The 21,557-nt window shown below is 68.4% G+C and carries 21 protein-coding genes and 1 pseudogene; 9 read left to right on the top strand and 13 right to left on the bottom strand.

All coding sequences use genetic code 11. The features are described 5' to 3' along the window. The first annotated feature begins 140 nt into the window (after positions 1–140). Entirely contained in the window at positions 141–602 is a 462-nt protein-coding gene (locus DI526_RS00895) for a hypothetical protein (protein WP_304272908.1), read from the top strand. On the opposite strand, the gene DI526_RS00890 is transcribed toward DI526_RS00895, so the two are convergent. The 4 genes from DI526_RS00890 to queC all read right to left on the bottom strand — a co-directional run bounded on the left by DI526_RS00890 (position 568) and on the right by queC (position 3,507). Continuing rightward, positions 568–1,536, bottom strand: coding sequence for a glycerophosphodiester phosphodiesterase family protein (locus DI526_RS00890; RefSeq protein ID WP_304272905.1), 969 nt, complete (start codon positions 1,534–1,536; stop codon positions 568–570). The genes DI526_RS00895 and DI526_RS00890 overlap by 35 nt on opposite strands. Positions 1,537–1,699: 163 nt before the next feature. Beyond that, positions 1,700–2,065: a 6-carboxytetrahydropterin synthase gene (locus tag DI526_RS00885; RefSeq protein ID WP_304272902.1), complete on the bottom strand. Its 366-nt coding sequence runs from the start codon at positions 2,063–2,065 to the stop codon at positions 1,700–1,702. A 72-nt stretch (positions 2,066–2,137) separates the two neighbouring features. Continuing rightward, entirely contained in the window at positions 2,138–2,770 is a 633-nt protein-coding gene (queE, locus tag DI526_RS00880) for a 7-carboxy-7-deazaguanine synthase (RefSeq protein WP_304272899.1), read from the bottom strand. Next, on the bottom strand, positions 2,767–3,507 hold the full coding sequence (gene queC, locus DI526_RS00875) for a 7-cyano-7-deazaguanine synthase QueC (protein ID WP_304272896.1): 741 nt from the start codon (positions 3,505–3,507) through the stop codon (positions 2,767–2,769). The genes queE and queC overlap by 4 nt, the downstream gene beginning before the upstream one ends. Positions 3,508–3,986: 479 nt before the next feature. Between queC and DI526_RS00870 the strand changes: the two genes are divergently transcribed. Beyond that, positions 3,987–6,821, top strand: a complete 2,835-nt coding sequence (locus tag DI526_RS00870; RefSeq protein ID WP_304272893.1) for a TonB-dependent receptor — start codon at positions 3,987–3,989, stop codon at positions 6,819–6,821. 171 nt (positions 6,822–6,992) lie between these two features. Then, positions 6,993–8,522: a response regulator gene (locus DI526_RS00865; protein WP_304272890.1), complete on the top strand. Its 1,530-nt coding sequence runs from the start codon at positions 6,993–6,995 to the stop codon at positions 8,520–8,522. A 15-nt stretch (positions 8,523–8,537) separates the two neighbouring features. On the opposite strand, the gene DI526_RS00860 is transcribed toward DI526_RS00865, so the two are convergent. Further along, the gene (locus DI526_RS00860) at positions 8,538–10,157 is read right to left on the bottom strand and encodes an AbgT family transporter (protein WP_304272887.1); all 1,620 of its coding nucleotides are present in this window, start codon (positions 10,155–10,157) and stop codon (positions 8,538–8,540) included. A 233-nt stretch (positions 10,158–10,390) separates the two neighbouring features. On the opposite strand from DI526_RS00860, the gene DI526_RS00855 reads away from it, so the two are divergent. Together DI526_RS00855 and DI526_RS00850 are read left to right on the top strand one after the other, a co-directional pair. Further along, positions 10,391–10,825: a helix-turn-helix domain-containing protein gene (locus DI526_RS00855; RefSeq protein WP_304272884.1), complete on the top strand. Its 435-nt coding sequence runs from the start codon at positions 10,391–10,393 to the stop codon at positions 10,823–10,825. A 246-nt stretch (positions 10,826–11,071) separates the two neighbouring features. Beyond that, complete coding sequence (locus tag DI526_RS00850) at positions 11,072–12,436, top strand: sensor histidine kinase (RefSeq protein ID WP_304272882.1); 1,365 nt, start codon at positions 11,072–11,074, stop codon at positions 12,434–12,436. 18 nt (positions 12,437–12,454) lie between these two features. On the opposite strand, the gene DI526_RS00845 is transcribed toward DI526_RS00850, so the two are convergent. The 3 genes from DI526_RS00845 to aroC all read right to left on the bottom strand — a co-directional run bounded on the left by DI526_RS00845 (position 12,455) and on the right by aroC (position 14,537). Beyond that, positions 12,455–12,673 carry a hypothetical protein gene (locus tag DI526_RS00845; RefSeq protein ID WP_304272880.1) on the bottom strand — a complete coding sequence of 73 codons (219 nt, stop codon included), beginning with the start codon at positions 12,671–12,673 and terminating at the stop codon, positions 12,455–12,457. A 93-nt stretch (positions 12,674–12,766) separates the two neighbouring features. Next, positions 12,767–13,303, bottom strand: a complete 537-nt coding sequence (locus tag DI526_RS00840) for a response regulator (RefSeq protein WP_304272878.1) — start codon at positions 13,301–13,303, stop codon at positions 12,767–12,769. Positions 13,304–13,445: 142 nt separating this feature from the next. Then, positions 13,446–14,537 carry a chorismate synthase gene (aroC, locus tag DI526_RS00835; RefSeq protein WP_304272875.1) on the bottom strand — a complete coding sequence of 364 codons (1,092 nt, stop codon included), beginning with the start codon at positions 14,535–14,537 and terminating at the stop codon, positions 13,446–13,448. A gap of 113 nt (positions 14,538–14,650) precedes the next feature. Here aroC and DI526_RS00830 point away from each other — a divergent pair, with 113 nt between their 5' ends. Then, positions 14,651–15,106, top strand: a complete 456-nt coding sequence (locus tag DI526_RS00830; protein ID WP_304272872.1) for a type II toxin-antitoxin system PemK/MazF family toxin — start codon at positions 14,651–14,653, stop codon at positions 15,104–15,106. A gap of 126 nt (positions 15,107–15,232) precedes the next feature. On the opposite strand, the gene DI526_RS00825 is transcribed toward DI526_RS00830, so the two are convergent. From DI526_RS00825 to DI526_RS00815, 3 genes are all read right to left on the bottom strand, one after another. Then, entirely contained in the window at positions 15,233–16,585 is a 1,353-nt protein-coding gene (locus DI526_RS00825) for a polysaccharide lyase family 1 protein (RefSeq protein ID WP_304272870.1), read from the bottom strand. A gap of 118 nt (positions 16,586–16,703) precedes the next feature. Continuing rightward, a complete protein-coding gene (locus DI526_RS00820; RefSeq protein ID WP_304272867.1) occupies positions 16,704–18,023 on the bottom strand; it encodes a M56 family metallopeptidase in 1,320 nt (439 codons plus the stop codon). Then, entirely contained in the window at positions 18,020–18,394 is a 375-nt protein-coding gene (locus DI526_RS00815) for a BlaI/MecI/CopY family transcriptional regulator (RefSeq protein ID WP_304272864.1), read from the bottom strand. The genes DI526_RS00820 and DI526_RS00815 overlap by 4 nt, the downstream gene beginning before the upstream one ends. A 218-nt stretch (positions 18,395–18,612) precedes the next feature. Here DI526_RS00815 and DI526_RS00810 point away from each other — a divergent pair, with 218 nt between their 5' ends. From DI526_RS00810 to DI526_RS00800, 3 genes and pseudogenes are all read left to right on the top strand, one after another. After that, positions 18,613–19,017 carry a hypothetical protein gene (locus tag DI526_RS00810; protein WP_304272862.1) on the top strand — a complete coding sequence of 135 codons (405 nt, stop codon included), beginning with the start codon at positions 18,613–18,615 and terminating at the stop codon, positions 19,015–19,017. A gap of 86 nt (positions 19,018–19,103) precedes the next feature. Beyond that, on the top strand, positions 19,104–19,790 hold the full coding sequence (locus tag DI526_RS00805) for a DUF1349 domain-containing protein (protein WP_304272859.1): 687 nt from the start codon (positions 19,104–19,106) through the stop codon (positions 19,788–19,790). A gap of 8 nt (positions 19,791–19,798) precedes the next feature. Next, a pseudogene (locus tag DI526_RS00800) lies at positions 19,799–20,272 on the top strand (GNAT family N-acetyltransferase); the annotation flags it as partial. Here DI526_RS00800 and DI526_RS00795 read toward each other — a convergent pair. Together DI526_RS00795 and DI526_RS00790 are read right to left on the bottom strand one after the other, a co-directional pair. Further along, positions 20,205–20,951, bottom strand: a complete 747-nt coding sequence (locus DI526_RS00795; RefSeq protein ID WP_304272926.1) for an EAL domain-containing protein — start codon at positions 20,949–20,951, stop codon at positions 20,205–20,207. The pseudogene DI526_RS00800 and the gene DI526_RS00795 sit on opposite strands and share 68 nt — an antisense overlap. Positions 20,952–21,193: 242 nt before the next feature. After that, positions 21,194–21,556: a hypothetical protein gene (locus DI526_RS00790; protein WP_304272857.1), complete on the bottom strand. Its 363-nt coding sequence runs from the start codon at positions 21,554–21,556 to the stop codon at positions 21,194–21,196. Position 21,557: the final 1 nt, after the last annotated feature.

Here is a 21,557-nt window from a genome sequence, read left to right as displayed (position 1 = left end):
GGGTAGCTCAGATGGTTAGAGCGGTGGATTCATAACCCACAGGTCGGCGGTTCGATCCCGCCCCCCGCCACCAGGACGGACTGATTTCCTCCGAAATTCAGAGGCTTGGAACGAGGCGACGCCGCGCTCGTTGTCGCCCAATGGCACGCGCACCCAAGGTCTTCACATGGTCGGACGGCTTCCACCGCTACACGGTGGCCGCGACCTCGCGCGCCAAGGCGCTGGCGGCCTGGGAGACCGATCGCGATCTCTTCAAGGAAGGCGTGGCGGCCGAAGCGCCTGACGCGCCTGACGCCAGGGCGGCTCTGGCCGCGCCAGGGGCGGTGATCCGCCGGGCCGAGGGCGGGCTGAAGGCCGCCGTCGACAAGCTGCCGACGCCCAAGCCGAAGAAGGTCGACGGCGCCGCCGAGGCCAGGCGCAAGCAGGCGTTGGCCGAGGCGGAAGCCGCGCTCGAAGCGGCCGAGACCGAGCAGCGCGACGCCGAGGCCGACCTGGAGCAGCGTCGCCGTGCGCTGGAAGCCGAGGCCGCGGCGCTGGAGCGGTCATGGGCCGCCCGCCGCGCCAAGCTCACGAAGACGGTGGAAGGCCTGCGGTCGCGATAGAGGCCGGCGGCTGGCCGCGAAGGCCGCGTCGTTCCAGGTAGTCGAGCAGGGCGGCCGGGTGATCGGTCTGGACGATGCTGGCCCCTTCGCCGATCAGCCGGCCCCAGACGCGGTCGGGATGGCGCAAGGCCTTGCGGTCGTCAGACTGGTCGAGCATCCCCCGCCAACCCTTGGCGGCCAGGGTGTTGGTCCAGACGCGGATGCGGGCGGCGCGGGCGGCGTCGCGCACGGCGGTGAAGCCTCGCCCCCGCAGGGCGACCGTTTCCACGGCGGGGATCTGGCGGGTCCCCGAGGCCTGGCGAAGGGTGATCCTGGCCAGCCCGCTCGGCGTCGTCGCCGACTTGGCGGCGATCATCGGCATGAAGGCGAGATCCTGATACGGCGACAGGTCGGCCAGCGGCGGCGCGCCGGCGGCGGCCTTCGCCTTGAACAGCACCCAGTCGGTCGCCTCGACGCGGCGGGCGACCGCGGCGGCCTCGGCGGCGTAGGGGCCCTTGAGGTCGAGGTTGACCAGCACGCGGCCGCGCGCCGCCGCCAGGAAGGCCTCCAGCGTCGGCGGCGCCGAGTCCGGGTCGTCCTTGAGCTTGAGCGCCTGGACTTGCGCCAGGGTCAGGTCGGCGACGCGGCCCTTGCCCAGGGTGGTGCGGTCGACCTTGGCGTCGTGCATGATGACGAGCGCGCCGTCGCGGGTGCGGCGCACGTCGATCTCGACAAGGTCGACGCCCAGGGCGACGCAGCGTTCGAGGGCGGCCAGGGAGTTCTCGGCGACCGGCCGCTCGAAGCCGTGAGCGGGCGCCGCGCGGTGGCAGGCGCGGTGCGCCACGACCAGCACGCCGTCGCGCGGATCGTAGAGGCGCTCCAGCGGTCCGGCGGCGAAAACCGGCCAGGCCGCGACGCTCAGCGCCAGGGCGATCGGGAAAGTCAGTCGTCGCACGCTCAAGGCCCCCCAGCCTTTCCACCCTGACCGAGTCACGCGACAGGCGTGCGGCGGTTCGGGCTCAGGGATGTGACGCCGCCGCGGCGACCGTCCCCCAGGTGGGCGCGGGCTTTATCTGCCGATGCGCCGCGACTTGGATCGACGGGCCCGAAGCCGGGCGTCAGAGCGCCAGGACGCAGCGCTCGCCGATGGTCGGGCGCGACAGCTCCACGCGCGACAGGCCCGGGAACTGGACCTTCAGGCGCTCGGCGAAATAGAGGCACAGGCGCTCGAGCGTCGGCGTCTCCAGGCCGGGCTTGTCGTTCAGCAGGCCGTGGTCCAGCTCGCCGGCGACCGCCTTCAGGGCGGCGTCCAGGGTGTCGAGGTCGGCGACCCAGCCGGCCGGGGCCATCTCGCCCTTCACGCTGGCTTCCACCTTGAACGAGTGGCCGTGCAGCTTGCGATAGCGATGGTCTTGCGGACCTTGCTCGATGTAATGGGCCGCGTCGAAATACGCGGCCTTCGTGATCTCGAAGACGGGCTTCATCGTGTACTTCTTTTGACAGGCCTGGGAGGCTCTAGCGCGTCGACCCTGTCACCAAGTCGAGCGCCTTATCCGTCAGGGCAGGCCGAGATATTTGTGCGTTTGGACGCTTAAACGCCATTGTGGGTGCGAAAGGCAATAGGCGACGGCCAATTGCGTGTTTCGGTCGCGCTCCGGCCCGTCCATCGGCTGCAGGTAGAACCGCTCGAAATCCAGGTCCGCGAAGCGCTCGGGCATGGCCTTCTCTTGCGGGAAGACCAGCTTCAGCTCCTGCCCCGAGGTCTGCACCACGGGGGCGTCGGCCTTGGGGCTGATGCAGATCCAGTCGATCCCGGCCGGAGCCGGAAGCGTGCCGTTGCTCTCGACCGCGATCTGGAAGCCACGGGCGTGCAGGGCTTTGATCGCGGCGTCATCCAGTTGCAGGAAGGGCTCGCCGCCCGTGCAGACCACTAGGCGATCGTCTGGCCCGCCCGTCCACTGGGCTTCGACCGCCGCCGCCAGGTCCTCGGCCGTGGAGAACTTGCCGCCGTTCTCGCCGTCGGTCCCGACGAAGTCGGTGTCGCAGAAGGTGCAGACGGCCTTGGCGCGGTCCTGCTCGCGGCCGCTCCACAGGTTGCAGCCGGAAAAGCGGCAGAACACCGCCGCCTTGCCCGCCTGGCCGCCCTCGCCCTGTAGGGTCAGGAAGATCTCTTTGACGGAGTAGGTCACGCCGGCAGCGCCTCGCGGCCGTCAGCGTCCCACTCGGCGTAGCCCTTTTCGCGCAGCTCGCAGGCCGGACAGGCGCCGCAGCCATGGCCCCAGGCGTGCAGCACGCCGCGTTCGCCCTGGTAGCAGGTGTGGCTTTCCTCGACGATCAGCCGAACGAGGTCCTCGCCGCCCAGGGACTTCGAGAGCGCCCAGGTCTGGGCCTTGGTCAGCCACATCAGCGGGGTCTCGACGCGGAAGTTCCGGTCCATGCCCAGGTTCAGGGCGCTCTGCATGGCGTCCAGGGTGTCGCGCCGACAGTCGGGATAGCCCGAGAAGTCGGTCTCGCACATGCCGCCGACCAGGGCGTCGATGCCGCGTCGATCAGCCAGGGCCGCGGCGTAGATCAGGAACACGAGGTTCCGCCCCGGCACGAAGGTCGAGGGCAGGCCGCGCTCGGTCATCTCGATCGCGCGGTCGGCGGTCAGGGCCGACTGGGCGACGGCGCCGAAGCTCTTGATGTCGAGGACATGGTCCTCGCCCAGGCGATCGGCCCACTGGGGGAAGCGCGCGGCGATCTCGCGGCGCACGGCCTGGCGCGCTTCCATCTCGACGGCGTGACGCTGGCCATAGTCGAAGCCGACCGTCTCGACGCGACCGTAGCGCTCCAGGGCCCAGGCCAGGCAGACGCTGCTGTCCTGGCCGCCGGAGAACAGGACGAGGGCGGCTTGATCGGCGACGGGGCGCTCTTGCGGGCTCATGCGCGGCGCTCGCTTTTCGGGAAGGGGAACATGGGCCTCCCTGTACACGAGCCGCGCCGCCGCCGGAACCTACCGACCGCCCATCCGCGGCGCGCCGAGTGCTATAAGGGCAATACCCCTTTCAGGAAGTGAGTCGAATTCTTGCGCCCCGTTTTCATGGATATTTCCCGTGCTGCGGGATTCATAATGGCTTACGTCCGGGAAGCTTCCGCAAGGTAAGCGGCAAACTCGTTCTTCTAATTCATCCATGACTTGCATGGACCCTGGCGTTCGACGCCCATTTCAAGTGAAAAGGCGTAACCTATCGCTGATCACTTAGTCTGGGGGCAGTTGACAGTCAGAGAACGCAAGTATGCAATCTTCCAATGCCGCGATGGGATCGCCGTACGCCCGCGTGGTGAAAAACAGTATGGCGCGAGGAAACATCGACGCACCCAGGCCCACCCATAAGGCGCCGCTTGCGTCAGGGAGGGAATTCAATGTCGCAAACTCTGCGTATGCGGAGCCTGCTGACCATGGGCGCTTCGGCGGCCGTGATCTCGGCTCTCGCCGTCCCCGCTTTCGCTCAGCAGGCCAAGCCGCCCGCCCAGCAGAACAACACCGTCATCGAAGAGCTGGTCGTCACGGCCCAGAAGAAGGAAGAGGCGCTGCAGGACGTGCCGATCGCGGTGTCGGCCTTCAGCCAGGACTCGCTGGAAGCGCAGAAGATCGACGGCGGTCCCAACCTGCAGCAGGCGATCCCTAACGTCAGCTTCGCGCGCAGCAACTTCACCAACAGCTTCAACTTCCAGATCCGCGGCATCGGGGCCAAGGCCGTCGGCGCCTCGGCCGACCAGGGCGTCGGCGTCCACATGAACAATGCGCCCATGCAGTCGGGCAACCTGTTCGAGGCCGAGTTCTACGACGTCGAGCGGGTGGAAGTGCTGCGGGGGCCGCAGGGCACGCTCTACGGCCGTAACGCCACTGGCGGCGTGGTCAATGTGATCACCGCCAAGCCCACCGACCATTTCGAGGCCAACGCCCGCGCCGAATACGGCAACTACAACGCCATCCGCCTGCGCGGCATGGTCAATGTGCCGATCTTCGAGGACAAGCTGGCGGTCCGCCTGTCCGGCGCCTCGCTGAAACGCGACGGCTTCGTCACCAACACCTTCAACAAGCACGTCGTCGACGATCGGGACCTGTATTCGACCCGCGTCCAGGTGATGTTCAATCCGACCGAGAAGCTGCGCACCAACTTCCTGTGGGAGCGGTTCCACGAGAACGACAGCCGCGCCCGCACCGGCAAGCAGCTCTGCACCAAGGACAACGGTCCGGCCACGATCGGCGGCGTACCGACGGGCGCGGCGCGCGGCTACCTGAACCAGGGCTGTCTGCCGGCGTCGCTCTACACGGCCGGCGCCTACGGCACGGTCAACACCGCCGGCACCCTGACGGGCCTGCTGGGCAACATCTTTGGCTTCACGTCGGGCGACGTCAACGCGGGCGACACCACCTCGACCAACCTTCGCGAGATCGAGACGGCGCTGGATCCGATCTACCGCTCGGGCTCGAACGTCTACCAGTTCACCCTGAACTATGACCTCTCCGACACCCTGACCTTCACCTCGATGACCGCCTACAGCAAGGGCAGCATCTATACGAAGCAGGACTACAACCGGAACGTCTCGCCGGTGCCGTTCAACAGCACCCCGTTCACGCCGGGCGGCTTCTTTACTGATCCCCAGGTGGGCGCCACCAACAAGTTCACCACCATCGACGTGTCGTCGGGCCGCTCCGAGCAGTTCAGCCAGGAACTGCGCCTGCAGTCGGCGTTCGACGGGCCTGTCAACTTCAACTTCGGCGGCATCCACTTCACCTATCGGACGCTGACCGACTACTACGTGATCGGCAACTCGCTGACCCTCTCGTCGCTGGCGCTGAACTACTCCAACACCGGCAATCCGAACTGCAATCCGGCGACCACCGCCCGCTGCATCGGCATCGACACGGCCGCCGACCCGACCGGCGACGGCCACAACTACTATCTGAACCGTACGCCCTACACGCTGGTGTCTGACGCCCTGTTCGGCGAGGTCTATTACCAGGTCAACGAGGACCTGAAGTTCACCCTGGGCCTGCGCCAGACGCGCGACAAGAAGGCGGTCAAGAACTACTCGACCGTGCTGCTGGCGCCGGGCTACGGCTTGACGCTGAACCCGTCCAACCCCGACCAGCGGGCCCGCTTCAGCGAGACGACCGGCCGGTTCGGCTTCGACTACAAGGCGCACCTCGGCTTCACCGACGACACCCTGATCTACGCCTTCTACTCCAAGGGCTATAAGGGCGGCGGCATCAATCCGGGCGTTCCGGCCAATTCGGTCGGCATCCGCCAGACCTTCGATCCCGAGTTCGTCAACGCCTTCGAGATCGGCACCAAGAACACCCTGCTGGGCGGCAGCCTGCTCTTCAACGCGACCGGTTTCTCCTACGATTACAAGGGCTACCAGATCTCGAAGATCGTCAACCGGACCTCGGTCAATGAGAACGTCGACGCCAAGGTCTACGGTCTGGAGCTGGAGTCGATCTGGTCGCCCGTCCGCAACCTGAAGCTCAACGCCAACATCGGCTACCTGCACACCAAGATCGGCAACGGCGTCAGCTCGATCGACACCATGAACCGGACCCAGTCGAACCCGGCCTACACCCTGGTCAAGATCGGGCCCAACTCGTCGGCCGTGGGCGGCAACTGCGTGCTGGCGACCGCTGGCGTCGCCACGATCATCGGAGCCGGGGCGGGCGCCACCTTGCCCTGGGCCTGCTCGGGCGCGGCCGCCTACCAGGCGTTCCTGTCGGCTCCGGCCGCGGCCGGCGGCGCGGGCCTGCCGGCCGCCAGCGCGGCCTTCCTGGCCAACGCCACCGGCCTCTACACCTATGGCGCGGGTTATTCGATCGAAGGGACGGCGGCGAACATCTCGGGCAACGAGCTGCCCAACTCGCCGCACTGGACCACCTCGATCGGGGCCCAGTACACTTTCGAGCTGTCGGACGGCTGGTCGGCGACGATCCGCGGCGACTACTACCGCCAGAGCAAGCAGTTCGCCCGGGTCTACAACACCGAGTACGACCGGCTGAAGGCCTGGGACAATGGCAACCTGACCCTGAAGATCGAGAAGCCCGAATGGGGCCTGTCGTTCGACGCCTATGTAAAGAACATCGGCAACAAGATCCCGATCGTCGACGCCTACACCACCGACGACACCTCGGGCCTGTTCACCAACGTGATCACCGCCGAACCGCGCCTGTACGGCGTGGCGATCACCAAGTCCTGGTAGCCAGCGTATCCGCGTAACTCCCAAGGCGGCGCCCTCGGGCGTCGCCTCTTTTTTCGGCGGTTCGGGGCACCCCTTAAGGCGTCTGCGCGGCCCGCCGGAGCGCGGACTTAACGACTCTGCAAGGCGATGGAGGGCATGTTCCCGGCCTGGAGTCCTGGCGAAGTTCCCCGTATGGAAACGCTTTCACGTCTGATCGACAAGCGCGCGTGCGTCGCGCCCGACGCGCCGTGCGGTCAGGTCGCGGCGATGTTCGACGCCGATCCGACGGCCGCCGCCATCGCCGTGGTCGAGCATGAGCGCCCGGTGGGCGCGGTCTATCGGGACGTGTTCCAAGGCATGATGCGCGTGGCCGGCGAGACCCTCGCCGACAAGCCGGTGACCGGCGTCATGGACGCCTCGCCGCGCATCGTCTCGGCTGACACCGACGCCAACGCCTTCATCAATCTCCTGCGCGACAGCGGCCAACCCGTTTTCCGCACCGCCTTCGTCGCGGTCGACGCGACCGGCCGCTATGTCGGGATCGGCGGCCTGACCTCGCTGCTCACCGTCCACCAGCGCCGGCTGAGCGAGGCGCGCGACGCCCGGGCCCTGATCGAGCGGATGGCGTTGGACATCGGCGACCACCTGGACGGCGTGCTGGCGATCACCGCGCGCCTGGAGCAGCAGCGCCTGACGCCGGACGCGGCGGCTTTCGTGCGCGCGATCAGCGACACCAGCCGCGACATGAGCGAGACGGTCGGGCGCGCGATCGACCTGCACCGCTCGACCCAGGGTCATCTGGTCTTGAAGCCCCAGGCCACCCGGCTGCGCGATCTGGCGGACGCCGTGGAGGCCCGCTGGGCCGCGCGCGCCCAAGACGGCGGCTCGACGCTGCTGGTCTCTTATGACGGCGATCCCGAGAGCGGGGTCGAGATCGACGGCGAACGCCTGCTGCAGGTCTTCGACGTCCTGATCGAAAACGCCCTGGCCGCCGGCCGCGGCATGATCGAGGTGCGCCTCGCCGCCCGGCCCGAGGACGACCTCGTGCGCCTGGACGGCCAGGTGCGCGACAACACGGCCGGCTGCGACGCCGAGGATCGCATGGCGCGCCTGACGGGCTCGATGAGCCAGGCCGAGCTGCAGGATCGCTCAGAGATCGCGCTCAGCGTCGGCCTGGCCCTGGCGCGTCGCATCATGCGGGCCATGGGCGCGCCCTTGCACGCCGAGGCCAATCGCGGCGCCGGCGTGACGGTCGGCTTCTCGCTGGTCGCCCACGCGGCGGCGGCGGTTCAGTCCCCCACCGGCGAGACGGCCGCGGCCGCGCCCGCCGCTCACATCCTGATCGTCGACGACAACGCCACCAACCGCATGGTCGCCGAGGCCCTGTGCGACATGTTCGACTGCACCTCCGAGCAGGCGGTCGACGGCGTCGAGGCCGTCGAGATGGCGCGTGGCGGCCGCTTCGACCTCATCCTGATGGACATCAAGATGCCGCGCATGGACGGCGTCGCCGCCACCCGCGCCATTCGCGAGATGGGCGGCCGGCTCGGCCGGACCCCCGTCGTCGCCCTGACCGCCAACGCCGATCCGCTGGACGTCCAGACCTACCTGGCCGCCGGCATGCAGGACGTCGTCGAAAAGCCGATCAAGCCCGAGCGCCTGGCCGTGGTGCTCAACGCCCTGCTTGGCGACGAGGAAGACGGCGGCGCCGCGGCCGCGTAGCGGCCGTAAATCTCCCTAGTCCAGCAGCCCGCCAGGCGGGACATAGTGGACCTGGGCCGCCGGCCCGAGCGGCCAGTCGAACGCCACCCACGCCAGGGTCATCAGCACGCCCGCGCTCATGAACGCCAGGGCGTAGGGCAGCATCAGCGCCAGCAGCGACCCCACGCCCATGCCGGGGTCCCAGCGCCGCGTCATGGCCAGCACCAGCGGGAAGTAGCTCATCAGCGGCGTCATCAGGTTGGTGAAGCTGTCGCCCATGCGGTAGGCGGCCGTGGTCATCTCCGGCGAAATGCCCAGCAGCATGAACATCGGCACCACCACCGGCGCCAGCGCGCTCCACTTGGCCGAGGCCGAGCCGATGAACAGATCCAGCACCGACGAGAACCCCAGCACGCTGACCAGCAGCAGCGGCGCGGGCAGGTCCAGCGCCTTCAGGGTCTCCGCCCCGTGGATCGCCGCGATCGGCCCCAGGCGCGACCAGTTGAACATCGCCACGAAATGGGCGGCGAAGAAGGCGAAGACGACGTACGGCGCCACCGAGCGCACGCCCTCGCCCATCATGGCCACCACGTCGCGCTCGGACCTCACCGAGCCGGTCCCGACGCCAAAGGCGATCCCGCTGGCCAGGAACAGCAGCATGAACCCGGCGATCAGCGCGCCGTAGAAGGGCGTCAGTTGGGCGGGGCCGCTCTTGGTCTCGTCGATCAGCGGGGTGTAGCCAGGCGTCAGGCTGAGCGCGGCGAACAGGACGACGACGGCCAGGGCGGCGAGGCCCGCGAACTTCAGGCCGCGCTTTTCCTCGGGCGTGACGGCGGACTTGGCCAGTTCGGCCTTCAGCGCCTCGTCGGCCTGACCGCCCCAGGGCCCCAGGCGCGGCTCGACCACGCGGTCGGTCAGGAACCAGGCGATCGGCGTGAAGACGAACACGATCGCCAGGATGAACCACCAGTTGCCCAGCGGATTCATCGTCCAGGACGGATCGATGATCCGCGCCGCTTCCTGGGTGAAGCCGAACAGCACCACGTCGAACTGGCCCGGCGTGAGGTTGCCGGCGAAACCGCCCGACACCGCGGCGAAGGCGGCGGCGACGCCCGCGAGCGGATGCCGGCCGACGGCGGCGTACAGCAGCCCGGCCAGGGGGATGAAGACCACATAGGCGGCGTCCGAGGCGTGGTGCGAGACCATGCCGATGATGACCACCAGCGGTGTCAGGATGCGCCGGGGCGCCTCGCGCAGGCTGGCGCGGATCAGGGCGCTGAACAGGCCCGAGCGTTCGGCGACGGCCGCGCCCAGGATCACCACCAGCACCAGGCCCAGCGGCGCGAAGCTGGTCAGGGTCTTGGGCATTTCGGTGAACAGGCGGGCGATGTTCGCCTCGGAGAAAAGGCTGCTGGCCGCATAGGTCAGGACGCCGTTCTCAAGCTCGCCGAACGGCGGGGCCTCGTCGCCGCCATAGGTGATCGAGGCCGACCAGCCCAGGGCCTGGCCGACGGCCGACAGGACCATCAGGCCCAGGATCAGCCAGACGAAGATCATCACCGGTTCGGGAAGCAGATTGCCCAGTCTCTCGACGGTTCCGAGCAGACCTTTCTGGCGGGGAGGCGAGGGCAGGACAGGGGGCGCGGTGTCGCTCATGCGGCATCCGTTGGCTTATCGTGACCCTCCACGCCCCACGGTTAACAGCCCCGGGCTCGACGGTAAAGTTCGGCGGCCAATGCCGTCGAAAAGCCCGTCCCACGGGCGTTTTGCGGGTGTCTCGCAACAAGCTTCGCCATCGCGACCTAACGCCGCGCCCAGGCTACGCTCGCTTCCACCGACGTCACGGTCGTGTCATTTTCATGGAACAACCGTTGGAGGCGGATTCAAAGATGAGCGAAGATACCGAAGGGCGGCGCCCCAACCCCGTCGACCTGCACGTCGGCGGCCGGGTGCGGATGCGCCGCAAGCTGATGGGCGTGAGCCAGGAACAGCTCGCGGACTCCCTGGGGCTGACCTTCCAGCAGGTCCAGAAGTATGAGCGCGGCGCCAATCGCGTCAGCGCCAGCAAGCTGTACGATATCGCCAAGACCCTGCAGGTCCCGGTCTCGTTCTTCTTCGAAGGCCTCGCCGACCCGATGAGCGGCGCCGAGGTCGACGCCACCACCCAGCACGCCGAAAAGGTGGTGCAGGAGTTCCTGACCACGCCGGAAGGCCTGGAACTGGCCGAGGTGTTCCCGCGCATCGGTCGCGGTCGCGTCCGCCGCCAGGTGCTCGACTTGGTTCGCGCCATGGCCGACGAAGCCCAGCGCCCCGAAGTCGCCTGACGGCGAAACCCCTAGTTCCCAGCTTCTCGGAGACCTCGGCCTGCTCACCCGAGGTCTTTGTCGTATCTGGGCCTGGCGTATCTGGGCCGGACGCTTGTCCGCGCCACGGCCTGGCGAGCGTGACGGGGTGATCGGCGCGCGGCTTCCTGCTAAGCCTCGCCGGACGGCTCACCCGAAGGAAGCGACGACGCCGAGACCATGACCGGGAAGATCGACGACGCTCCGCCTCTTGTCGCGTCTCCGAGCGTGACCACAGCGCTGAAGCATGCGCCGCTGGGCATCGCCATCTTCGACAATCAAATGCGCTATCTGGCGGCCTCGCGGCAGTACCTGACCGACCAGCGCCTGCCCGCCGACATGCCGCTGATCGGCCGCCAGCACTACGAGGCCTTCCCGGAGGTTCCGCAGAAGTGGCGCGCGCTTCACGCCCGCGTCCTGGCCGAAGGGGTCGAGCTGCGGCACGAGGGCGACCCCTATGTGGACCGCGACGGCCGCACCGAGTGGATTCGCTGGTCGATGGCGCCGTGGCGGACCGACGGCGGCGAGATCGGCGGCCTGGTTCTCTATACCGAGGTGGTCACCGCCAATATCGAGGCCCGCTTGAAGCTGGAAGCCGCCGAGGCGCGCTACCGGGCCGTCTTCGACCAGGCGGCTATGGGCGTGGCGCGCCTGACGCCCAACGGCGCGGTGCTCGAGGCCAATGACGCGTTCTGCGCGCTTCTGCGCCAGGACCGCGAGGTCCTGATCGGTGGGACGCTGCAACGGCTGATGCATCCCGACTCCGTGGAGGCCACGCTCGAAAGCGCGGCCAAGCTGCTGTCCGGCGAGGCCGAGACCTGCTCGGCCGAGCGTCGGGTGCTGGTCCCTGGCGGCGACCTTTGGGTGCACCTGACGGCGTCCATGGTGCGGGTCGACGGCCAGCCGGCCTACATCCTGGCGATCCTCTCCGACATCAGCGCCCGCAAGCAGGCCGAGGACGCCCAGGGGCGCTACCAGGCTCAGCTGCGCCTGCTGATCAACGAGCTGAACCATCGGGTGAAGAACACCCTGGCCACCGTCCAGTCCATGGCGGCCCAGACCCTGCGCAACGAGCCCGATCCGCTGGTCGCCTTCGAGAAGTTCGAGGCGCGCCTTCTTGGCTTGTCGCGCGTCCACGACATTCTGACCCGCGAAAGCTGGCACGGGGCCGAGCTGCGCGAGGTGGCCGAGCGGGCTCTGCGGCCGTTCGACGAGGCCGGCGCGCGCGTCAGCATCGAAGGCCCGCCGGTGTGGATGCAGCCCGGCGGGGCGCTGACCATGGCGCTCACCTTCCACGAACTGGCCACCAATGCGCTGAAATACGGCGCCCTCTCGAACGTCGAGGGGCGCGTGGAGCTCAGCTGGTCCCACGATCCCGCCACGCGGACGCTCGAGATCACCTGGCGGGAGACGGGCGGCCCGCCGGTCGCGGCGCCCAGCCGCAAGGGCTTCGGCTCGCGCCTGATCGAACGCAGCCTCAAGGGTGAGCTCAAGGGCGAGGCGGTCATGGACTACGCCGCCGACGGCCTGGTCTGTCGCCTCAGCGCACGCCTGCCAGACGCGCCCGAAGACAGCCTGATGGGCCAGGGCTGACGCCGCAGCCCGGCCAGCCTAGCGGGCGTCCCTGTCTTTGCGGCTGTCGCCGGGCAAGATGGCGCGCCCCGTGGCCCCGACCGCCTTGCCGGTGACCTTGGCCGCGCCGCCGACCACGGCGCCCGTGACGCCGATCGCGGTCCCCGCGACGGTCCCGACGGCCGCGGCGACGCATCCGGCCTGGCTGAGGGCGACGGCGATCAGGGCGGCGGCGAGGAAGGGGCGGACACGGGACATGGGTAAGCTCACGAGAACGGGGTGCTCCCTTGTACCGGGTCCTGGATCAAAGTCGGCGTGTCGAATGGCCGCGCGTCCCGGTCCGCCAGCACCCTAGGCCGGGGGGCGGTGCTTCGGGCCGCCGGGCGCGTCGACATAGGTCGTGCGCTCTTCATCGCCACGCCGCCAAGGGCCGGGATGGCGCGGGCTGTCGCGGCGGCGGCGGTCGGGCCCGAAATAGGCGCCGCCGCGCACGAACGGACGCGGGTTCTCGATCAGTCGCATCAGGCGGTCGATCACCGCGCGCGCGGTCACCGGCTTGGCCAGGAACTCGTTGACGCCGACGTCGCGGGCCTCGTTGACCCGGCGCTCGGTCGAATGGCCGGTGATCATGATCACCGGCGTGTAGGGATTGGGGCTTTCGGGCGCGCGACGAAGCAACTGCACGAAGTGCAGGCCGTCCAGCGGGCCCATCGAAAGGTCGGTGATCACCACGTCGATGCTGGTCTGGCGCATGACGGCCAGCGCCTCGACCCCGTCGGTGGCCTCGAACACGTGCCGGATGCCGACGGCGCGGAGGATCTCGATCAGCAGGATGCGCATGTGCTGGTTATCATCGACCAGCAGGACTTTCAGTGTCTCGAGCCGCACGACCTACTCCCCCAATGAGCGAGTATTACTTGGTTGTAATAACGCCGGTCAATCAAGTTTCCCTGATAATACAAGGAAAATCAGCATTTCGCGCGGGGGTGCTCTCCTAGGTCGCAGTTTGGCCGCACGCTATGCGCGAGTTTCAACCTCCGGTTTGAGCGCGATGCCGCAGGAAGGCGTCGGCCAACACGCAGGCGGTCATGGCCTCGACCACCGGCACGCCGCGGATGCCGACGCACGGGTCGTGGCGCCCCTTGGTCCGCAGGTCTATTTCTTCGCCCGCTTCGTTCAGCGTCTGACGGGGGATAAGAATCGAAGATGTCGGTTTGAAGGCCACGCGGGCCACGACCGGCTGGCCCGTCGAGATGCCGCCCAGGACGCCGCCGGCGTGGTTGGACAGGAACATCGGTTGGCCGTCCGCGCCCCGGCGCATGGCGTCGGCGTTGTCCTCGCCGGTCAGGGCCGCGCTGGCGAAGCCCTCGCCGATCTCGACGCCCTTGGCGGCGTTGATCGACATCAGGGCGGCGGCCAGTTCGGCGTCCAGCTTGCCGTACAGCGGCGCGCCCCAGCCGGCCGGGACGCCGGTCGCCTCCACCTCGACGATCGCGCCGGTCGACGAGCCGGCCTTGCGGATCTTTTCGAGGTGCTCTTCCCAGACCGGCACGATCGCCACGTCGGGGGACCAGTAGGGGTTCTGTTCGACCTGGTTCCAGTCCCAGTTGTCGCGGTTAATCGCGTGCGGGCCGATCTGGGTCAGGGCCGCGCGGACGCTGACGCCGGGGATCACCAGGCGGGCGATCGCGCCGGCCGCCACCCGCGCGGCGGTCTCGCGCGCCGAGCTGCGGCCGCCGCCGCGATAGTCGCGGATCCCGTACTTGGCGAAATAGGCGTAGTCGGCGTGCCCTGGGCGGAAGGCCTGGGCGATCTCGCCATAGTCCTTGCTGCGCTGGTCGGTGTTCTCGATCATCAGGCTGATCGGCGTGCCGGTCGTGCGCTGGCCGTTGCTGCGCTCGTCCTCGAACACGCCCGACAGGATGCGCACGGCGTCCGGCTCCTGGCGCTGGGTGACGAACTTGCCGCTGCCGGGGCGGCGCTTATCGAGGAACGCTTGGATCACCTCGGCGGTCAGCTCGATCCCGGGCGGGCACCCGTCGACCACGCAGCCCAGCGCGGGGCCGTGGCTCTCGCCCCAGGTGGTGACGCGGAACAGGTGACCGAAGGTGTTGTGCGACATGGCGCGGCTTCTAGCGGAAACCGGGCGGGGGAGCAAAGCAGCACGCCTGACGCCAATTGTAGGAAATCGAAACACAATCTAAGGTTAGATGGTCAAGTGGCCACGACCTGGAAATGCATTACAAGCCTCCCAAGCCTCCGTTGCTCCTCAAGAGCGTTCCGCGCTTTGGGCAGGTTTATTGGTGCGACTTCTCGATTTCGAACGTGCTCCCCGAATTCGATGACGTGCACCCCGCCGTCATAATCCGGTCGGGACAAAAGCTGGATCGCCCCCACCTTGTCCTGCCGATGACCACGGTCGACCATACCGGCGACGTCTACGCCCACGCCTTGGCGCGCAATCCAAATCCTAAGAAGCCGAACCTCCCGTCCTGGGTGGTCTGCCACCACATCTATACGGTTGCGTCGGAGCGCCTTCGGCCGTTGACCGACGCTTATGGCAACCCGCGCTTTCCGGTCCTTAGCGATCGCGACATGCACGAGATCGGCAAGCGGGTTCGTCGCGCCTTGCACCGGATCATGGAGGTGTCGCTCGCTATGCCGTTTGGTCCATCAGCGCCTCAAACTTGATTTCTGACGCTGGCGGGCCTAGGTTCCTATCACGGTCCTAGAGGCCGCTGGACGCAAGTCCTTGCCTCCGAGAGGAGGCCTGTCGAAGGGCGGTGGCGCAAGCTGCCGCCCTTTCGCTTTAGGCGCTCACCCCCGCACCCTCGCCGCGTCGGCGAGGTAAAGCTCCAGGTTCGTCCAGCCCGAGCCGTCCTTGGCGAGCGCCGCGCCGTCCGGCTTTCGTGGGTCCAGCCTATGCACCGCCTCCCAGGCGTCCGGCATGCCGTCGCCGTCGGTGTCCTTGGCCGGCTCTCCGGCGGGCAGGTCGGGCCAGCCGCCGACGTCGGCCTGGGTGTTGATCACCTTGCCGGTCCGCGTGCGGACGCCCTCGATGATCCGTCGATCGACCGGATCGCGCCAGACCGAGGCTCCGGCGTCGGCCAGAACGCGCTCATAGGCCTTGTCGGCGGGCTCCGGCGTCACTGGCGCTACGTCCGCCGGCGCGGAGAGGCGGTAGCCGGCGGGCTCGGGGATGGTGAAGGCCACCAGGCTCCAGGGATCGGCCGGAACCAACCCGTCCATGCTGTTGCCGGCGAAATAGGCCTTGGCCAGGGTGTCGCTCTCCTTGAAGGCGAAGCGCTTCTCTGAGTTCGGACCTGGGACATAGGCGTTGTCGACGAAGTTGTAGGCCGAGAGCGTGGCCTTGTCGGCGTTGTAGCCCGCCCGGTCGTGGCCCCAGTTGTAGAAGACGTTGGACCGGAAATCGAACAGCGCCCCGATCGGATCCTTGTCGGGCCCCTCGTAGTTGCCCGGGCGGGGCGCGCGGGCCATGTGGTTGGCCCACAGATTGTGGTGGAAGCTGATCTTGCTGCCGTTCCCGCCGCGGATCAGGCTGCCATAGCCGTGGTCGCCCTTGACGTGGATCGAGTGGGCCAGGCTCTCGGCGATGATCGACCACTGGACGGTCAGGTCGTAGAAGCCCTGACCTTCCCGATCGTAGCGGGCCGAGGCCGACAGGGTCTCGTCCACCGACCAGCTGGCCGAGACGTGATCCAGGATGATCCGCCGGCCGCCGTTGATCCAGATCGCGTCGCCCTCGACCTTGCTCTCCGAGCCCAGGCGCGAGCGGATGAAGCGGATCACCACGTCGTCGGCCGCGATGACCAGGGTCTGGTCGCGCAGGGTGATCCCGCCGCCGGGCGCGGTCTGGCCGGCGACGGTGATCCGGCCTTCGCGGATCTTCAATTCGCTCTTCAGCTGGATCGTGCCGGCGACGTCGAACACCACCGTGCGCGGCCCCTTGGCCTCGATCGCCGCCCGCAGGGAGCCAGGGCCGGAGTCGTTCAGGTTCGTCACCCGGATCACCGCCCCGCCGCGCCCGCCCAGCGAAAGCCGCCCCGCGCCCTCCGCGCCGGGGAAGGCCAGGGTCTGGGCGGCGGCGTGGCCGGCCGCCAGGGTCAGGGCGAGCGCGGCGAGCGCGTGGCGGAGGTTGCGGTGGCGCATGATCTCTTCCCCCCAGAGGCCTTGACGAAACGCTCGCCGTCATCGGTCAGATCGGGAGGATGCGAGGCGCCGCCGCCGTTGTCCACCGGTGTCATGTGGCGGGCGAGCCCTAAGAGCTCTACGGTTTCGCGGCCGCCAGGGTGACGTTGAAGACGTATTTGCCGTCTCTTGTGGCCTTGGGTGTGATCACTTCCAGGCGGTCGATCGCTCCATCGGGAAGATGCGTCACATCGAAGTCAGCCGGGGCTGGTGCGCCGTTGACGGTCATGTTGACCGCGTCGCGATTGAGATCTCCGCGCAACGTGACGCCGCCCGACAGGACTCGCCGTTTCCCGTCGGCGTGAGTTTCCATCCTGTCGGCCATGAATTCTATGTCGCCTAGCTTCGCCGTCGGCGCGGCCTGGGCCGGCTTGGCGGCTTTCGCTTCGCGCGCCAGGGCCAGCGACCCCGCGCCGGTGGCGGCGGTCAGGGCACCGCCGAGGGCCAGGGCCAGGGCGAGGCGGGCGGGAGAGGCCGCTTGGCGCGGCTGCAGGATGGCGGACAGGCGCATTTCGACGAGACTCCTTTGGCGGCCGGTGAATGCCGATTGAGCGGCGGGGTGAGCGTTGGCGCGCAGGGCGTCGACGAGCAGGCGGGCGTAGTCGTGGCGGGCGCGGGGCGGCGCGCCGTCGAGGGCGGCCAGGTCGCAGACCGCCTCGCGCGCGGCGGCCGTCCGGCGACGCAGGGCGGCGACCGGTGGGGCCAGCCAAAAGAGCCCGGTCAGCGCGTCCTCGACCGGCAGTCGCCAGTTGTCGCCCCGGCGCAGGTGAACCAGCTCGTGGGCGCAGACCAGGGCGAGGCCGGCGGTCTCCCTGGCGTCCGCCAAGGCCTTGGGCAGCAGGATCGCCGGGCGGCGGGTTCCAATTAGCAGGGGCTCGCCGATCCGATCGCTGACCAGCACAGGCGGTGGCGAGACGCCCAGCCGGGCGGCATGGACCGCGACGGCCTGAGTCAGCGCGGGATCCGTGGTCCGCGAGGCGTTGGCTCTGATCGCCGCGAGTCGCCGCCGGCCGCGCAGGCCAACCGCCACGCGCGTGATGAGGCCCGCGCTGGACAGGGCCAGCAGGCTCCAGGCCGCGCCCTCCGTCAGCGCCGGCGACGGGAGCAAGGCCGGCGCGGCCGGCGCACCGCCTGTCGGAAGCGCGAGGGCCGCCGTCAGGCGTTGGGCGACCTCGCTTCCGCGCGCCGCGGCGCCAGGAACGGGCGTCGGCGTCATGGTCAGGGCCACGGTGACGGCGAGGGCCGCGGCGGGCAGGCCATGGGCCAGGCTCCAGGCGGCGGCGCGCGGGCGCGGATCGCCCGTCATTCGCTCGACCAGCCGGCCTAGGCCCAGGCCCATGGCTCCGACGGGCCAAGCGGCGACCAAGCCCAGGGCGGTGGAGGCCAGCAGCGGGCTCACGCCTTGTCCTCCGGCTCGGTCTTGTTCAGCAGAGCCTCCAGCGTCTCGATCTCGTCCTCGGACAGGATCTGGCTGCCGGCGAAGGCCGAGGCGGGCAGGCGGCCGTCGATCTCGAGCAGGCCCCGCAGGCGGTTCAGCACGCCGCCGATCACATCGACCTTGGCCTTATGAGCTTCATAGACCGCTAGGCCATGAACCGAGCGGCGGATCAGCAGGCCCTTGGCGACCATCCGCTCCAGAACGGTGCGGGTGGTCGAGGCGCTCCAGCCCAGCGCCGGCGCGATCAGCGCCTGCGCCTCGCGCGCGCTCATCGCGCCGCCGCTCCAGAAAGCCTTCAGGACCTCGAGTTCCAGGTCGGAGGGTTCGGTCATCGCGAAGCGATCTCCATGTGTCGTGAGTACGCTACAGATGTAACGCATCGGCGTCAAGTGTCGCGAACTCCGTGCGGGGGGGGTGACAAGCGGGCCTCCATGATTTACGCCTGTAGACCCAAATTACAGGCGTGAGTTTTTCGATGGCGACCGGTCGGGCTCATGGCGGCGGACAAGCGCTCGAAAGCCTCCTGCGAATCCCTTGGCGTTGGGCGGCGATGGCTGTCGTCGCCGTGGCGCTGCTGGGGTCGGGGGCCGCGATCATCGCGCGCCGCGATCGCGTCGAGCTGGCGCGGCGCGATGCGTTCTGGCGCGTCGATGGGCCGCCCTGCGCGGCGCTCGACCCGAAGGTCTTCCGAAGCCTGGGCCACTATCCGCAGGTCACGCCCTATGACGAGACGCTGTACCGGCGCGCCGGCGGGGCGATGACCTGCACCCATCTGGTCGACCGGATCGGCGGTAAGAAGGTCCGCTACCAGGTCTGCAAGTTCAACGCCCCGAACTATCTGGCCGTGGGGCAGGGCGGGCGCGAATGGTTCTTCGACCTGGGCGCGCGCTCGGCGGCGGTGACGGTCATCAAGGACGAGGCGCGCTGCGTCGTGATCCCGCCCTTCCGGATGTGACGGCGCGGCGGGCTGAAGTTTTTGTGGCCGCCGCTGCGGGTTGCGTCTTAGGCTGGGGGCTCGGTTTCGACGCGGGGAGGCGATCGATGAGGGCCGGCTTGATGATCTTCGTGGCGGCGATGACGGCCTTGGCCGGCGCGGCCAGGGCCCAGGACCTGGGCGAGGCGGCGCGGCGGATCGAGGGGCCCGGCGTGGTCTTCACCCGCGCGCTGAACAAGGCCGAGGAACGGGTCTCGCGCCAGGGCGAGGTCCTGACGCTGACCAGCCCGGCCAAGAGCGACGCCTTCCGCGACCCCGACGGCAAGACGTCGGTCAACAACGCGCCCATCCTGCTGCTGGACGTCGACAACCGCGCGCCGTTCACCTTCGTCGGCAAGCTGACTCCCAGCTTCGCGGCGACCTACGACGCTGGCGCCGTCTATGTCTGGGTCCGCGACGATCTCTGGCTGAAGTTCGCCATGGAGCGCGACGAGCGCGGCAAGACCCGCATCGTCACGGTGCGCACCGACAAGACCTCGGACGACAACAACCACGACGTGGTGACCGGACCGAGCGTGCACCTGAAGGTCTCGTCCGACACCAGAACGATCGGCTTCTACTACTCTGCGGACGGCGAGACCTGGCAGCTGGTCCGCCTGTTCAAGAACGACTACCCGGCCAAGCTGGCGGTGGGGGTGAGCGCCCAGTCGCCGAGTGGCGAGGGCAATGTCGTCCGCATCGAGCAATTGAGCCTTGAGTCTCGGGCGATTGCCGACTTCCGGTTGGGCAAGTAGCTCCGACCATGTGGGCCCGCGACTTCTCCGACGACCTGGCCGAGGCCTTCCATCGGATCAACGCCGAATGGATCGAGGACATGTTCACCCTCGAGGAAAACGACGTGGCCCTGCTGTCGCGGCCGCGCGAATTGATCCTCGACAAGGGCGGGGTGGTGCTGTTCGCGGAGACCCCCGAACTCGGCGTGGTCGGGACCTGCGCCCTGATGGTCTCAAAGGGCGGCTGGGTCGAGCTGACCAAGATGGGCGTCCTGAAAAGCGCCCGGGGCCTGAAGGTCGGCGAGTTCCTGCTGGCAAAGACGCTGGAGCGCGCCGCCAGCCTGGGCATGGACAAGGTCTATCTGCTGACCAATCGAAAGTGCGCCGCGGCCATCCACCTCTACGAGAAGCTGGGCTTCGTCCACGACGCCGAGATCATGCGGACTTTCGGCGCCCGCTATGAGCGCTGCGACGTGGCGATGGCGTATCGGCCGAGAGGATAGGGGCCGGAACGGCGAGCCCCTCGAACACCGGGCGAGCCAGCACATAGCCCTGAACCAGATCAACGCCCAGGTCGCGCAGGACGCCGAGCTCCTCGACGGTCTCGACGCCTTCGCAGACGGCGGTGATGTCGAAGTCCTTCAGCATGGCCAAGAGATGCGAGACGATGGTCCGCTTGGCGCGGTCGCGATCGATGTCGCGGATCAGCTCCATGTCCAGCTTGACGATGTCGGGCTGGTACTTGGCCAGCAGGTTCAAGCCCGCGAAGCCGGCCCCGAAGTCGTCGATCGCCGTCTTGAAGCCCATGGCGCGATAGGTGCGCAGGATGTCCAGCACGTGCTGGGTGTCCAGCGCCTCGTTTTCCGTGAACTCGAAGATCAGCCGGTCCAGCGGAAAGCCCGTCCGCATCGCCGTCGCCAGGGTCAGGCGGATGCAGGCGCGCGGCTCGTAGACGGCGTTGGGCATGAAGTTGATCGACAGGCGCGCGCCGCTCTCAGCCAGGCCCAGGCCCGTCGCCAGCTCGATCGCCTTCACGCGGCACTGCTGGTCGAAGACATAGCGGTTGTGGTCGGACACGGTCGACAGCACCGAGCCCGCCCCCTCGCCGCCGGCCCCGCGCACCAGGGCCTCGTGGGCGAACACCTGGCCCGTCGAGACGTCGACGATCGGCTGGAACGCCATGGAAAACGGCGTCTCGAAGTCCTGGCCGTCACGACAGCCGCTGCACCCTTGGCTCACATCCGATCTCCGCTGCGATCGGACAGGATGACGGCGAAGGGTTGAGGGCGGGTTTAGAGAGCTTCTAGAACCCCTCTCTCTTAGAGAGAGGGGTTTCGTATCGGTCCACCCGCGCAGCACCGCCCGGATCGTCTCGACCGTGCGGTCGATTTAGCGCTCCAGAACCGGGGACGGGATAGGGCTGCTTAGCAGACAGATCCCAGCGCAGTCTTTCCGTCGCTCAATTTGATGGCCACCGCGCATTGCGCTTGGCCTGAGCGGTCCAGTACGCAGCGCAGGTCTCCCGCTTGCTTGCTGCGCAGATCCGGGGCGCAAGCGTCGGGCCGGCCCTGACCCGGCGTGGCGTCATAGATTTCGCGCGCTGTCTTGTCGGTCAGATGGAGATACACGCGATCCCGCTTTTCTCCGGGCGGCGCGTCCAGGACGGTCTTCGAGCCGATGCGAAATTGACCTTGTAGAGGCCGATAGTCGTCTTGCGCCGCGCTCGGAGACGCCAGCGCCAACAGGATTGTGCATAGCGCAGCGGGTGGACTGAAACGGAGCTGCATC

Origin of the sequence: Caulobacter segnis (assembly GCF_003243465.1) — a bacterium.
Classification (GTDB): Bacteria; Pseudomonadota; Alphaproteobacteria; order Caulobacterales; family Caulobacteraceae; genus Caulobacter; species Caulobacter segnis_A.
This window is presented reverse-complemented; position numbering and strand designations above follow the sequence as displayed.

Coding starts and splice junctions, on each gene's coding strand:
- DI526_RS00855 (WP_304272884.1), top strand. CDS start 10,391: ATGAGCGAAGATACCGAAGGGCGGCGCCCCAACCCCGTCGACCTGCAC.
- DI526_RS00825 (WP_304272870.1), bottom strand. CDS start 16,585: ATGCGCCACCGCAACCTCCGCCACGCGCTCGCCGCGCTCGCCCTGACC.
- DI526_RS00830 (WP_304272872.1), top strand. CDS start 14,651: ATGCATTACAAGCCTCCCAAGCCTCCGTTGCTCCTCAAGAGCGTTCCG.
- DI526_RS00795 (WP_304272926.1), bottom strand. CDS start 20,951: ATGGCGTTCCAGCCGATCGTCGACGTCTCGACGGGCCAGGTGTTCGCC.
- DI526_RS00870 (WP_304272893.1), top strand. CDS start 3,987: ATGTCGCAAACTCTGCGTATGCGGAGCCTGCTGACCATGGGCGCTTCG.
- DI526_RS00865 (WP_304272890.1), top strand. CDS start 6,993: ATGGAAACGCTTTCACGTCTGATCGACAAGCGCGCGTGCGTCGCGCCC.
- DI526_RS00790 (WP_304272857.1), bottom strand. CDS start 21,556: ATGCAGCTCCGTTTCAGTCCACCCGCTGCGCTATGCACAATCCTGTTG.
- queC (WP_304272896.1), bottom strand. CDS start 3,507: ATGAGCCCGCAAGAGCGCCCCGTCGCCGATCAAGCCGCCCTCGTCCTG.
- DI526_RS00805 (WP_304272859.1), top strand. CDS start 19,104: ATGAGGGCCGGCTTGATGATCTTCGTGGCGGCGATGACGGCCTTGGCC.
- DI526_RS00810 (WP_304272862.1), top strand. CDS start 18,613: ATGGCTGTCGTCGCCGTGGCGCTGCTGGGGTCGGGGGCCGCGATCATC.
- DI526_RS00815 (WP_304272864.1), bottom strand. CDS start 18,394: ATGACCGAACCCTCCGACCTGGAACTCGAGGTCCTGAAGGCTTTCTGG.
- DI526_RS00885 (WP_304272902.1), bottom strand. CDS start 2,065: ATGAAGCCCGTCTTCGAGATCACGAAGGCCGCGTATTTCGACGCGGCC.
- aroC (WP_304272875.1), bottom strand. CDS start 14,537: ATGTCGCACAACACCTTCGGTCACCTGTTCCGCGTCACCACCTGGGGC.
- DI526_RS00845 (WP_304272880.1), bottom strand. CDS start 12,673: ATGTCCCGTGTCCGCCCCTTCCTCGCCGCCGCCCTGATCGCCGTCGCC.
- DI526_RS00895 (WP_304272908.1), top strand. CDS start 141: ATGGCACGCGCACCCAAGGTCTTCACATGGTCGGACGGCTTCCACCGC.
- DI526_RS00860 (WP_304272887.1), bottom strand. CDS start 10,157: ATGAGCGACACCGCGCCCCCTGTCCTGCCCTCGCCTCCCCGCCAGAAA.